The 11,257-nt window shown below is 40.9% G+C and carries 13 protein-coding genes and 1 pseudogene; all 14 read left to right on the top strand.

The annotated features are described in order from the left end of the window. Positions 1-9: 9 nt before the first annotated feature. The 14 genes and pseudogenes from ACFORE_RS01640 to tmk all read left to right on the top strand — a co-directional run bounded on the left by ACFORE_RS01640 (position 10) and on the right by tmk (position 11,241). A pseudogene (locus ACFORE_RS01640) lies at positions 10-762 on the top strand (oxidoreductase). Between the two features lie 17 nt (positions 763-779). Continuing rightward, positions 780-1,754, top strand: coding sequence for a helix-turn-helix domain-containing protein (locus ACFORE_RS01645; protein WP_235280828.1), 975 nt, complete (start codon positions 780-782; stop codon positions 1,752-1,754). A 36-nt stretch (positions 1,755-1,790) separates the two neighbouring features. After that, on the top strand, positions 1,791-2,798 hold the full coding sequence (locus ACFORE_RS01650) for a helix-turn-helix domain-containing protein (protein ID WP_235280829.1): 1,008 nt from the start codon (positions 1,791-1,793) through the stop codon (positions 2,796-2,798). A gap of 108 nt (positions 2,799-2,906) precedes the next feature. After that, positions 2,907-3,536 (top strand): uracil phosphoribosyltransferase, encoded by a 630-nt coding sequence (gene upp, locus ACFORE_RS01655; protein WP_294607471.1) that lies wholly within the window; start codon positions 2,907-2,909, stop codon positions 3,534-3,536. A gap of 160 nt (positions 3,537-3,696) precedes the next feature. Further along, positions 3,697-4,287: an ATP-dependent Clp protease proteolytic subunit gene (locus ACFORE_RS01660; RefSeq protein ID WP_154454564.1), complete on the top strand. Its 591-nt coding sequence runs from the start codon at positions 3,697-3,699 to the stop codon at positions 4,285-4,287. A gap of 103 nt (positions 4,288-4,390) precedes the next feature. Then, positions 4,391-4,819, top strand: coding sequence for a YlbF/YmcA family competence regulator (locus ACFORE_RS01665; RefSeq protein ID WP_235280830.1), 429 nt, complete (start codon positions 4,391-4,393; stop codon positions 4,817-4,819). A 3-nt stretch (positions 4,820-4,822) separates the two neighbouring features. Next, positions 4,823-5,074 carry a DUF2129 domain-containing protein gene (locus tag ACFORE_RS01670; RefSeq protein WP_154454566.1) on the top strand — a complete coding sequence of 84 codons (252 nt, stop codon included), beginning with the start codon at positions 4,823-4,825 and terminating at the stop codon, positions 5,072-5,074. A gap of 103 nt (positions 5,075-5,177) precedes the next feature. Further along, a complete protein-coding gene (locus ACFORE_RS01675) occupies positions 5,178-6,359 on the top strand; it encodes an ABC transporter substrate-binding protein (protein ID WP_380434915.1) in 1,182 nt (393 codons plus the stop codon). A 51-nt stretch (positions 6,360-6,410) separates the two neighbouring features. Then, positions 6,411-7,295 carry a branched-chain amino acid ABC transporter permease gene (locus tag ACFORE_RS01680; protein WP_168260452.1) on the top strand — a complete coding sequence of 295 codons (885 nt, stop codon included), beginning with the start codon at positions 6,411-6,413 and terminating at the stop codon, positions 7,293-7,295. A 3-nt stretch (positions 7,296-7,298) separates the two neighbouring features. Beyond that, entirely contained in the window at positions 7,299-8,252 is a 954-nt protein-coding gene (locus ACFORE_RS01685; RefSeq protein ID WP_380434916.1) for a branched-chain amino acid ABC transporter permease, read from the top strand. Continuing rightward, a complete protein-coding gene (locus ACFORE_RS01690) occupies positions 8,252-9,016 on the top strand; it encodes an ABC transporter ATP-binding protein (RefSeq protein ID WP_154454570.1) in 765 nt (254 codons plus the stop codon). Before ACFORE_RS01685 ends, ACFORE_RS01690 begins: the two co-directional genes overlap by 1 nt. Continuing rightward, positions 9,016-9,726: an ABC transporter ATP-binding protein gene (locus ACFORE_RS01695; RefSeq protein WP_204984255.1), complete on the top strand. Its 711-nt coding sequence runs from the start codon at positions 9,016-9,018 to the stop codon at positions 9,724-9,726. The genes ACFORE_RS01690 and ACFORE_RS01695 overlap by 1 nt, the downstream gene beginning before the upstream one ends. A gap of 113 nt (positions 9,727-9,839) precedes the next feature. Beyond that, positions 9,840-10,499 (top strand): CBS domain-containing protein, encoded by a 660-nt coding sequence (locus ACFORE_RS01700; RefSeq protein ID WP_154454572.1) that lies wholly within the window; start codon positions 9,840-9,842, stop codon positions 10,497-10,499. A 112-nt stretch (positions 10,500-10,611) separates the two neighbouring features. Next, the gene (gene tmk / locus ACFORE_RS01705) at positions 10,612-11,241 is read left to right on the top strand and encodes a dTMP kinase (RefSeq protein ID WP_235280678.1); all 630 of its coding nucleotides are present in this window, start codon (positions 10,612-10,614) and stop codon (positions 11,239-11,241) included. The last annotated feature ends 16 nt before the right edge of the window (positions 11,242-11,257 follow it).

An 11,257-nucleotide genomic window follows, 5' to 3' on the forward strand; every position in this document is an offset into this window, starting at 1 on the left:
GCATAAGATTTGGCTGGACAAGGTCATATCGTTTACGGTGCAGCACGTCGTTTGGATGCTATGGAACCTTTGAAAGCTAAAGGTGTTAAACCAATCTACCTAGACGTGACAGATGGCGATTCAATCAAAAAAGCAGTCGATACCATCATCAAAAACGAAGGTCGCATCGATGTTTTGGTTAACAACGCTGGTTACGGTTCATACGGTGCCCTAGAAGACGTTAGCATGGAAGAAGCACGCGCTCAATTTGAAGTTAACGTATTTAGTTTAGCGGAATTGATTCAACTAGTATTGCCACATATGCGTAAACAAAAATCAGGACGCATCATCAACGTTTCATCAATGGGTGGTCGTTTGACAACTTACTTTGGTGCTTGGTACCATGCAACAAAATACGCCGTAGAAGCTTTGTCTGATGCTCTTCGTATGGAAACCTCTGACTTTGGTATTGACGTTTCAATCATCGAACCAGGTGGTATCAAAACGGATTGGGGCTTCATCGCAGCTGACAAATTGGAAGCATCTGCAAAAGGTTGAGCTTACGAAGAACAAGCTACAAAAGCAGCAAAAGGTATGCGTAGCCAATATTCAGGTAACATGATGTCTGATCCAAAAATCATTTCACGTGCGATTTCAAAAGCGGTCAACAGCCGTCGTCCTCGCCCACGTTACTTGATTGGTATGGGAGCTAAACCACTTGTCTTCCTACACACTATCTTACCAACTCGTCTATTTGACTATATTATGAAACACGCAAGCTAATTAAGGGGAAATAAATTATGAAATTAAGTGTGAGTGGCCAATATTTTCAATTTTTAAAAAGCATTGATGTTGACTTAGACCAATTACCTGAGTCACTGCGCTATCAAGAAGATTATCAAAAAGAAGAATTCGCGTTATCAACACTTGATTACTTCCATTTATTAACCGCTTTGGACGAACTCTTGACGGATGAGCAAATTTTAGAAATGAGCCGTCTGAAAAACATCCAAATGATGATGCCACCGTTTTTTGCCGCTTTGTCGTCAAAAAACGGCTTGATGGCTATCAAGCATTTTGCAAAATTTAAACGCATCACAGGACCAATCATTGTGGATATTGAAACCTTTGATGATTTGGTGCGAGTGAGCTACCGTTACGATTACACAGGCTTGGAATTGCCACGCTTTGCGGTCTTAAATGAGCAACATTTGATTTTGGATATGATTCGGACAGGAACAGGTGAAGCCATCAAACCTGTTCGTATAGGGGTTCCTTTCGAATACGGTCAAGAAGCCTTAGAATCATTTGGTTGCCACGTGGAATACACCGAAGGTAATGAAATTATCTTCAACAAGGCTGACTTAGAACGCCCATTTATCACAGCTAACAACATCATGCTGGATTATTTGGAGCCGCAATTGAAAGAACGCCTAGCCGAAGCTATTTCTGGTGAAAGCTTTACAGGTGTTGTCCAACAAATGCTCTACAAAGCTATTCCAAGTGGGGAATTCTCAGTTGAGGATATCGCAGTAGCCTTGGGTATTAGCAGCCGCACCTTACAACGCAACTTGAGTGCTGAAGGTACCAAATTCAACCAAGAATTGCAAAACGTTCAAAAATTATTAGCATTAAGTTACTTGAAAAAACCAGAAATGACTACTGATGAGGTCGCGTATTTGATTGGTTATGCTGAAGTTTCTTCTTTCTCACGCGCCTTCAAAAAATGGACTGGAATGACCATCACCGAATACAAAAATTCAACTGACGATTAGCATCGTCCGCTCTTAAAAAGGATAAGCACGCCAAAGATGAAGTTAATCATTACACCACAGTTTCAAAGTTTCCTGTCTTCCATAAATATTCAAATGCGAGATATTTTGGAAAAAGCCGAGCTGCCCAATAAACTTTGGCAAGACGAAATCGAATACGATGCCGCTCAATACTTGAAATTGGTTAAAATATTGGAAGAAGAGATTTCAGATGAGGTCATTTATTCGATTAGTCAGCTAGTTAACGTCAAAATGCTGGTTCCTCCCTATTTTTCAGCCTTGTCTTGCCGTAATGGTTTAGAGGCCTTGGAACGCATTGAAACCTATCGAAAAAGCAATGGATCTGTCCTTGTTCATGTGGAGGATTTAGGGGACACTGTTTCTATTCAGTTTTCTTATATGCTACCTGACAAGCCACTACCACGTTTTCTCATTATTAATCAGCAATTGCTTTTATTAGATGTTTTGAGGACTGGAACGGGCGTTGATATTCATCCCATTTCAGTCACTACTCCTTATCCTTACGAGGATATCTTACATGACACATTTGCTTGTCCGATACAAATAGGTGCAGATAATCAAATGCTGCTGGCTAAAGCCGATTTGGAAAGGTATTTCTCTCCTTCTCACAACATGATGTGGTCTTACTTAGAATCCTTATTTGACCAAAACTATACCTTTTCACCAGTAGCAGAAGATAGCATGACAGCAAAACTTCGCCGAGAACTCAAACGCAGTATTCCTAGCGGTAAGGGAGATTTGAACACCCTTGCTAAACGTTTAGACACTAGCTCAAGAACCTTACAACGTAAACTCGTCGCTGAAGGGACTAGCTTTAATAAAGAACTGCAAGAAGTGCAAAAAGCCATGGTCTGCTCCTATCTGCAATTGCGTCTATCTACTGAGGATATCTTATACTTGCTTGGTTATGCTGAAAGTTCAAGCTTACTAAGAGCCTTTAAACGCTGGACAGGCATGACCTTTAAACAATACCAAACCAAATTATTAACCGAACCTAACCTTTCTCATCAACAAAATATTAGCTGAGCAAAGGCACAAAAATGATGACATTTGTCAGTCAATCATGAGCATATTTTTCGTATTTCTGATATAATTGATAGGGTTATACCAAAAAATGAAAAGGGGAGTAGAATTATGGGAAAATTTCAAGTTATCTCACATCCATTGATTCAACACAAATTGTCTATTTTGCGTCGCTCAACAACGTCAACCAAAGATTTTCGTGAATTGGTCAATGAAATTGCCATGTTAATGGGTTATGAGGTATCACGTGACCTTCCTTTAGAAGAAGTCGAAATCGAAACACCTATTACAAAGACAGTTCAAAAACAATTGGCTGGTAAAAAATTAGCTATCGTTCCAATCTTGCGCGCAGGTATTGGGATGGTTGACGGTTTTCTTAGTCTAGTACCAGCAGCCAAGGTTGGTCACATTGGTATGTATCGTGACGAAGAAACCTTACAACCTGTTGAATACTTGGTGAAATTGCCAGAAGATATTGACCAACGTCAAATTTTCGTCGTTGACCCAATGTTGGCCACTGGTGGTTCAGCCATTTTAGCAGTGGATTCCTTGAAAAAACGTGGTGCTGCTAACATTAAGTTTGTCTGCCTCGTATCTGCTCCTGAAGGGGTCAAAGCCTTGCAAGAAGCTCATCCAGATGTGGATGTCTACACCGCCGCTTTGGATGAAAAACTAAACGAACACGGCTACATCGTTCCAGGTCTTGGCGATGCTGGTGACCGCTTATTTGGAACAAAATAATATTCAGAAAACTTTCTAGTTTCGGCTAGAAAGTTTTTAAAAAGCGACGTTTTTATTTGACCTTTGTTGACCAATTGACTATAATAAACTCATATCAATCGAGCACAGCACAATCCTTGATAAACAGCTTGCTCTGACTATTTAAAAAAGGAGAATATTTATGATTCCTGTAGTAATTGAACAAACAAGCCGCGGTGAGCGTTCATACGATATTTATTCACGTTTGTTGAAAGACCGTATTATCATGTTGACTGGACCTGTTGAAGATAATATGGCAAATTCAATCATTGCTCAACTCTTATTCCTTGACGCCCAAGACAATACTAAAGACATTTACCTCTATGTCAATACTCCTGGTGGTTCAGTATCTGCTGGTTTGGCGATTGTGGATACAATGAATTTCATCAAATCAGATGTTCAAACTATCGTTATGGGTATGGCAGCATCTATGGGTACCATCATCGCCTCTTCAGGTGCTAAAGGCAAACGTTTCATGTTGCCAAATGCTGAATACATGATTCACCAACCAATGGGTGGTACTGGTGGCGGTACACAACAAACAGATATGGCTATTGCTGCTGAACACCTTTTGAAAACACGTCAAAACTTAGAACAAATTTTGGCGGATAATTCAGGACAACCGCTTGAAAAAGTTCACCTTGATGCTGAACGTGATAACTGGATGAGTGCCCAAGAAACCCTTGAATATGGCTTCATCGATGAAATCATGGTCAACAACGAATTAAACTAAGGCATAAGCCTTATCATAAAAGTCTGCTCTTGCAGACTTTTTTTGTGCTATTTTGAAAACAAGGTGAGGGTACATTTTCAGACAAATATGGTATAATCGATTTATGTTGACAATTGATGACCAATTACTAGCCATTGATGATGCGATTGATGAGGTTGTTGCAGCCTTTTTAGCCTTAGATAGCGTGCAAGATTACCTTGCGGTGCGGCACGTCTTTCTCTCAGATAAGGCTTTGCAAGAAGACATTGCAGTTTTTCAAGCCCTGCGGCAAGAATATGAGGCTGTTGAGACTTATGCAGCTTTTCGCCCTGAAGTCAAAACCTTGCGTCGTCAATTGGTTCAAACAAAAAGAACAATTGATATGCATGAGAAAATGAGTGCTTTGCGGCAAAGTGAAGTTGCGGTGCAAAAGATTTTAGCAGAATTGACCCAAGACATCTCGTCAGTGATTTCATCTGCTATTTTTGTGGATACGGGACTGCCCCTAGCCGCCCACTCATCTCACCACCAATGCCATCATAAAGGAGGATAAGCTATGTTTGAAAAGACGGAACGACAAGGGATTATCGTTTATTTGTATTATAATCGTGATGCGCGAAAGTTGGCAAAATACGGCGATGTCCTCTATCATTCTAGAAAAATGCACTATCAAATTTTGTATGTCAATAAGGCCGATGCGCCAGCCATTGCAGACGAAATTGCCCGTTTGAAATTTGTGAAATCAGTTTCATTGTCACAATTGGACAATATTAACCAAAATTTTGTAGGCAATCTGGAAAATTTTTGATATAATATAATTTCTGATAACTAAAAATTATTTAATATAAAAAATTTTCTGATAATTCAGTATATTTTATCTGGATTATCAGGTATTGAAGGAGAAAGATGCTATGAATAAAAAGGTTACCACATTTCTGTTGCCTTTTTTAGCAGCCCTTGTTTTAGTTGGTTGCAATAAGTCGCCAGATGTTACCGCAAACGCCACAGGAACAACCATTGGCGATACGTTGAAAATCGGTGTCAATTTGGAATTGACAGGTTCGGTTGCGGCCTACGGTAATGCCGAAAAAAACGGGATTAACCTAGCAGTTGAGCAAATCAATAAGGCTGGCGGGGTTGACGGCAAAAAGATTGAAGTCATCACCAAGGATAATAAATCGGAAAATGCGGAAGCATCAACAGCTGCTACAAACTTAGCGGTTCAAAGCCAAGTAAATGCGATGATTGGCCCAGCGACATCAGGTGCCGTAGCAGCAGCCAGCTTGAATGCTCAAAAAACGGGTGTCCCTTTGTTGACGCCTAGTGGTACGCAAGATGATTTGACCATTGACAAAGATGGCGTGAAAAAATACATTTTCCGTACAACTTTCCAAGACAGTTTCCAAGGTCAGGTTCTTGCTCAATACGCTTACCAAAACTTGAATGCTAAAAAAGTCGTTCTTTATTATGACAATTCAAGTGACTATGCCAAAGGGATTGCCGAAGAATTTCAAAGAGTTTACCCAGGTGAAATCGTAACGGTGGCCACTTTTGCCTCAGGCGACAAGGATTTCCAATCAGCTTTGACAAAATTCAAAGATTTGGATTATGATGCGATTGTCATGCCAGGATACTATACAGAAACAGCTATCATTACAAAACAAGCGCGTGATATGGGCATTGAAGTGCCAATCTTGGGTCCTGACGGATTTAATGACGATAGTTTTGGTGACTTGGCTGGTGTGGCCAATACACACGACGTTTACTACGTTTCAGGTTATTCTACCAAAACAGCTCTTTCAGATAAAGCAACGCAATTTATTGAAGCTTACAAGAAAAAATACGGTTCTGAGCCTAATATGTTTGCAGCCTTGGCTTATGATTCGGTTTACATGATTGCAGAAGCTGCCAAAGGTGCTAAAACGTCTATTGACATTGCTGATAATTTGGCGAAACTCTCTCAATTTGACGGGGTGACTGGTACCATGACGATTGATAAAGATCACAATCCAATCAAAACCGCTTTGATGGTTAAGATGGAAAATGGTGCAGAAGCCTCAGCTGAAGCAGTCGAAATCAATGGGAAAAACTAACGAATGTTTTTTGCAACGTTTATATCACATCACTAGAAAGTTTGGTATTATATGTTTTTAGAACAACTTCCCCAACAACTGGTTAATGGTATTATTCTGGGCAGTATCTATGCCTTACTTGCCCTTGGATACACCATGGTGTATGGGATTATTAAATTGATTAACTTTGCTCATGGCGATATTTATATGCTGGGGGCATTCATTGGGTATTATGCGATTAGCGCTTTGCACATGAATCTTTGGATGGCTTTGATTGTGACAATGATTACAACGGCTATTTTTGGGATGCTTATCGAATTTCTGGCCTATAGACCTTTGCGCCATTCGACACGTATTTCTGCTTTGATTACAGCAATTGGGGTATCCTTCTTGCTGGAGTATGGCATGGTCTTTTTGGTCGGTGCTAACACGCGTTCATTCCCACAAGCTATTAAAATTGTCAATTACCACATTGGTTCGATTACTGTAACAAATATTCAGTTGCTTATCCTTATTGTGGCTCTTGTTTTGATGGTGGCTCTTCAAATTATCGTTAGAAAAACGAAAATGGGGAAAGCCATGCGTGCAGTATCTGTTGACAGCGACGCAGCAGAATTGATGGGGATTAACGTCAATTCAACCATCAGCTTTACCTTTGCTCTTGGTTCAGCACTAGCTGGTGCTGCAGGTGTCTTGATTGGATTGTACTACAATTCAATTGAGCCGTTGATGGGAATGACTCCAGGTATTAAAGCCTTTGTCGCTGCCGTTCTCGGTGGTATTGGTATCATTCCAGGGGCTGCTTTAGGTGGTTTTGTCATTGGAATTTTGGAAACGTTATCCATTTCTCTAAATCTTTCAAGCTATCGTGATATCGTTGTGTACGGTGTTTTGATTATCATTTTATTAGTAAGACCAGCTGGTATTCTCGGTAAAAACGTAAAAGAAAAGGTGTAGAAAATGAAAAAAAATCTAAAAGTAAATCTTTCATGGCTGGCCTTGATTGTTGTTCTTTATGCCATTTTAGAGGTTTTAACCCGCACAAATATTTTAAACTTGTACTACGTGCAAATTTTGATGGGGATTGGTATTAGTATCTTGATGGGGCTTGGAACCAACTTGGTTCTTGGCTTCTCAGGGCAATTCACCTTGGGGCAGGCTGGTTTCATGGCTATCGGTGCTTACGCAACAGCCATCATGACTCAGCAAAATCCAACTTACGGTGGCTTTTACCTATCAATGCTCGTTGGGGTTCTCATTGCCGTTGTGGTTGCCCTTATTTTTGGGATTCCGACCTTGCGGTTGAAGGGGGACTATCTGGCCATCGCAACCTTGGGTATGGCTGAGATTATCCGTATCTTGATTGTCAATGGTGGCGATTTGACTAACGGAGCTGCTGGTTTGACTGGTATTTTACCTTATACTACATGGCCTGTTATCTTTGCCTTTGTTGTGGTGATTACCATTTTAGTCTTGAATTTCCTACGTTCATCAATGGGACGTCAGGTGATTGCCGTTCGTGAAGATGAAATTGCAGCCGAAGCTATGGGTGTCAATGTGACCAAGATGAAAGTGCTGGTTTTTGTGATGGGGGCTATTATTTCATCTATCGCAGGTTCGCTTTATGTGGGTTACATCGGTACAGTTGTTCCTAAAGATTTCACCATTATGAAATCTATCGACTACTTGATTATCGCCGTTCTTGGTGGACTTGGTTCTATTACAGGAACGATTTTAGCGGCGGTTGCCCTAGGTATTTTGAATATGTTCTTGCAAAATATCTCAAATCTTCGTATGATTATCTATTCTCTTGCCCTCATTTTGGTTATGATTTTCCGACCAGGAGGACTTTTGGGAACGAAGGAATTCACGTTATCTCGATTCTTTAACAAAACTAAGGGAGGTAAGCAGTAATGGCACTTCTTGATGTTAAAAAGCTCACCAAAAATTTTGGCGGATTGACAGCCGTAGGTGATGTTACCATGCATCTCAATGAAGGTGAATTGGTTGGCTTGATTGGTCCAAACGGTGCTGGAAAAACCACACTTTTCAACTTGTTAACAGGTGTTTATGAGCCAAGTGAGGGAACTGTGTCACTTGATGGTACCATTTTAAATGGCATGAAACCTTATAAAATTGCGTCTTTGGGCTTGTCGCGTACCTTCCAAAACATTCGTTTGTTTAAGGAAATGACGGTTTTGGACAATGTTTTGATTGGGATGGCTAATCAAACCTCTCCGCATCTTTTAGCTAGTTTCTTGCGCTTGCCAAAATACTACCAAAGCGAGGAAGAATTGCGTCAAAAGGCCTTGGATTTATTGGCTATTTTCAATTTGGAAACAGAAGCTGATACTCTTGCTAAAAATCTTCCTTATGGGCAACAACGCCGTTTGGAAATTGTGCGTGCCTTGGCAACCAAACCCAAAATTCTCTTTTTGGACGAGCCAGCAGCAGGGATGAACCCGCAAGAAACAGCAGAATTGACAGAACTCATCCGCAAAATCAAAGACGAATTTAATATCACGATTATGCTAATCGAACACGATATGAGCCTTGTCATGGAAGTAACAGAGCGCATCTATGTGCTTGAATATGGTCGTCTGATTGCCCAAGGAACACCAGACGAAATCAAGACCAACCAACGTGTTATTGAAGCTTACTTAGGAGGTGAAGGGTAATGGCGATGTTAAAAGTGGACCACTTGTCTGTGCATTACGGTGTGATTCAAGCGGTTAAAGATGTTTCTTTTGAAGTCAATGAAGGCGAAGTCGTGACCCTTATCGGTGCTAATGGAGCTGGTAAAACCTCTATTCTCCGTACGATTTCAGGTTTGGTGCGTCCAAGTGCTGGCGAAATCAGCTTTTTAGGAAAAGAGATTCAGAAAGAGCCAGCTCGTAAAATTGTGGCTTCTGGTTTGTCGCAAGTTCCTGAAGGGCGACACGTTTTTCCAGGAATGACGGTTTTAGAAAACCTTGAACTAGGTGCCTTTTTACGCCGTGACCGTGAAGAAAATCAAAAGAATTTGAAGAAAATTTTTGACCGTTTCCCACGTTTGGAAGAACGTAAATCACAAGACGCTGCAACCTTGTCAGGTGGTGAACAGCAAATGCTTGCTATGGGAAGAGCCTTGATGAGTCAACCCAAATTATTGCTTTTAGATGAACCATCAATGGGATTGGCGCCAATTTTCATTCAAGAAATCTTTGACATTATCCAAGATATCCAAAAACAAGGAACAACAGTCTTGTTGATTGAGCAAAATGCCAACAAAGCCTTAGCCATCGCTAACCGTGGTTACGTTTTGGAAACAGGTAAGATTGTCTTGTCAGGAACAGGTGAAGAATTATTGGCTTCTGAAGAAGTGCGTAAAGCTTATCTAGGAAGCTAGTGATAATTGCCAATAGTATCACTTGACTGCAACTAGCATGAACCATTTCCCTGATATCAAAAGAAAGCGTTATATGGTATAATAGTTGCGAAAAAAGGATTTGGAGAAATGATATGCCAGTAAAAGATTTTATGACGAAAAAAGTTGTCTATGTGTCGCCTGATACGACAGTAGCGCACGCGGCTGATATGATGCGCGAGCAAAAGTTACGCCGCTTGCCTGTTATTGAAAACGATAAACTTGTCGGTCTTGTCACTGAAAGAACCATGGCAGAAGCTAGCCCTTCTAAAGCAACGAGCTTGTCCATTTATGAAATGAATTACCTGCTCAATAAAACCAAGATTCGCGACGTGATGATTCGAGAAGTGGTGACGGTTTCCCCTTACGATAGGCTGGAAGATGCGATTTACCTCATGATGAAAAATCACGTTGGTATTTTGCCTGTTGTGGAAAACAATCGCGTACATGGTATTATCACCGATAAAGATGTTTTCAAAGCCTTTCTTGAAATTTCAGGATATGGCGAAGAAGGGGTGCGGGTCATTATCTCAGCAGATGATACTGTGGGCACTCTGGCTAAAATCACAGAAACCATTTCAGCGGATAATCTAAATATCAAACGCACGGTGGTTGCCACACGCAAGTCTGGTAAAGTTGCTATTGAAATTCAAATTGACGGAAAAGTGGATCCATCGCATTTAGAAAAAGCCTTGCTGGCCAAGGGTATTCAAGTGGATTCTATTGAATTGACAGAAGCCAAATCATTGGATTAATAAGGATTTAGCTAGGTTGTTACACAAGTCTATTTAGGTGCTGCCATATTCGGTAGTGCCTTTTTGCTATATTTTTGATAGAATAGAAGTAATAAGTTTGGAAGGAATTTTCATGAAAAACGGAGTAATCATCTCTTTTGAGGGACCTGACGGAGCTGGTAAAACCAGCGTTTTAGAACGCATCATTCCACTATTGCAAGCGCAAGGGCTTAGTGTCTTGGCGACACGAGAGCCAGGTGGTGTGGCGATTGCAGAGCGGATTCGAGAGGTGATTTTAGACGTCCATCACGTTAATATGGACTATAAGACGGAATTGCTTTTGTATATGGCAGCACGTCGTCAGCACTATGTGGAAAAAGTCTTGCCAGCCTTGGAAAATGGGAAGATTGTACTGATTGACCGCTTTATTGATAGCTCGATTGCTTATCAGGGCGCAGGGCGTGGTTTGGATGAGGCGACCATTACACAACTCAATGATTTTGCAACAGACGGTCGTAAACCTGATATTACCATTTATTTGGATATCGAATCAGAACTTGGCTTGCAACGCATTGCTCAAAATGCTGAACGTGAGGTCAATCGTCTGGATTTGGAAAAATTAGATATGCACCAACGCGTGCGTCAAGGCTATTTGCGTTTGGCAGAACAGGAAAAAGACCGTATTGTGACCATCGATGCCTCACGTGACTTGGACAGCGTCGTTGAAGAGGTGTATCAGGTGATTTTACAACACTTAGCGTAGGTAGTAGGAAAATGAA

It is taken from the genome of Streptococcus alactolyticus (assembly GCF_042649785.1).
Lineage (GTDB): Bacteria > Bacillota > Bacilli > Lactobacillales > Streptococcaceae > Streptococcus > Streptococcus alactolyticus.